The organism is Microbacterium sp. Bi128, assembly GCF_918698205.1.
Window position 1 is genome coordinate 1 of record NZ_CAKKMM010001124.1, and the last position, 1,684, is coordinate 1,684.

General features: G+C 66.7%; 2 protein-coding genes. One reads left to right on the forward strand and one right to left on the reverse strand.

The window, feature by feature from the left end; translation table 11 throughout:
• Positions 1-693 (reverse strand): TetR/AcrR family transcriptional regulator (locus tag LQV45_RS30425; protein ID WP_230010956.1); only part of this gene is annotated, 693 nt, incomplete at its 3' end.
• Between the two features lie 184 nt (positions 694-877).
• Between LQV45_RS30425 and LQV45_RS30430 the strand changes: the two genes are divergently transcribed.
• A complete protein-coding gene (locus tag LQV45_RS30430) occupies positions 878-1,546 on the forward strand; it encodes a vWA domain-containing protein (RefSeq protein ID WP_230010957.1) in 669 nt (222 codons plus the stop codon).
• The last annotated feature ends 138 nt before the right edge of the window (positions 1,547-1,684 follow it).

Consider the following 1,684-nt stretch of genomic DNA (forward strand, 5'->3'; position numbering starts at 1 on the left):
GGGCTGGACTGTATTTGACTCGACTCCGTCGAAGTGGACTGTGTCGAACTGGGACATGGTGAACGGCAGGGAGAAGAGCGTGCGGGCTGCTGCAATGTTTTCCAGCAGCAAGTCCTTGTAGGGGCGGGCGTTGCCCTCGGAGAAGTAGTCGGCGCTGGTTTTCCTGGCGACGTTTCCGAGGAGGACCACGGCCATGCGGACTACGGGATGATCGGCAGGTACGCCTTCCCTGGCCGCGAGCAGCCGGGCAAAGTCGGCCTCGCGTTCCTCGGTGGCGCCGATGATCTTCAGCATCAGCTGGGGCTCCTTCTTGATCACCCCGATCAGCTGGCGGGTCTCTTCCTCGGAGCCGCTCATCCGCTCGGACAGATCAAGGGACAGGCGCACGAGGTCGGCGAGGAGTGAAGCCGAGATTTCCCCGGCGGGCGAACCCGCGCCGCCCGCCATGAACCGGGCCACCACCTCTTCCGGAAAGTCGTCGTCGACGTGGCCCAGGATCGCATCTTCCTTGGCAGGGAAGTAGTTGAAGAAGGTCCGGCGGGAGATGCCCGCGCGCTCGCAGACTTCCTCCACGGTGTAGCCGCTGAGGCCGCGTTCGGCGGTCAGGGAACGCGCGACGGCGGTAATCGCCGCCCGTGTTGCGGCCCGCTTGCGCTCGCGGAGGCCGCCCGAAATAATTGCACTGTTTCCCATGAAGTGTATTTTTGCACTAAATTATAAATAGTGCAAAAGAAACTTTGGGCTGTTTGGGTTGTTTGGGCTGTTGCCGGCAATAATGTCGCTGCCCGGCCGTAGCCTGCTCCTGTCCAGCCATACCGCTGGCAACAGGTGGCCCGCGACGAGGCAGAAGCGCCGTCGGGGCCGGAAATGGGGAAGCATGACAGATTCAGCCCTGACGCACGTGTACGTCCTCCTGGACCGTTCCGGGTCGATGAGCGCCATCGCCGATGACACTGTGGGCGGGTTTGCGGCGTTCATCCGCGAACAGCGGGCAGTGGCGGGCCGGTGCCGGCTGTCGCTGGCGCAGTTCGATGACACCTACGAGCGCGTCTACGCCTCGGTGGACATCCAGGACGTGCCGGCCCTGGACCTGCAGCCGCGGGGCAGCACCGCCCTGCACGACGCCATGGTCCGGCTGATCGGCGAAGCGGGTGCGGAACTGGCGGCCCTTCCGGAGGACAAGCGCCCCGGCACTGTGCTGGTGGCCGTGCTGACGGACGGCCACGAGAACTCCTCGCGCGAGGCCACGGGCGAGCTGGTCAAGGCCCTGGTCCAGCGGCAGCAGAGCCAGTGGGGCTGGCAGTTCACGTATTTGGGCGCCAACCAGGACGCCGTATTGACCGCCGGCGGCCTCGGCATCCGCGCCGAAGACGCCCTGACCTACGCCGCCGGGAACGTCGATGCTGCCTTCTCCGTCCAGTCCGCCAAGACGCGGCGGTTGCGGGAGGCACGGATCGGCGGTGCCAGCATGGCGGATGCCGCGGCCGCGGCGGCGTACACGGCGCAGGAGCGGGAAGCCGCCGGCGGGGAACCGCCCCGGGTCTAAGTTCTGACCTGCGGTGCAGACATGCCGACGGCCGGCACCCTTCCAGGAAGGATGCCGGCCGGCGGGGGTTGTACTCTTCGGGGGCGGCGCCGCCCGGAGCCGTTAGGCCTTGTGCGGCGGGCGCGTCATGGACATGAC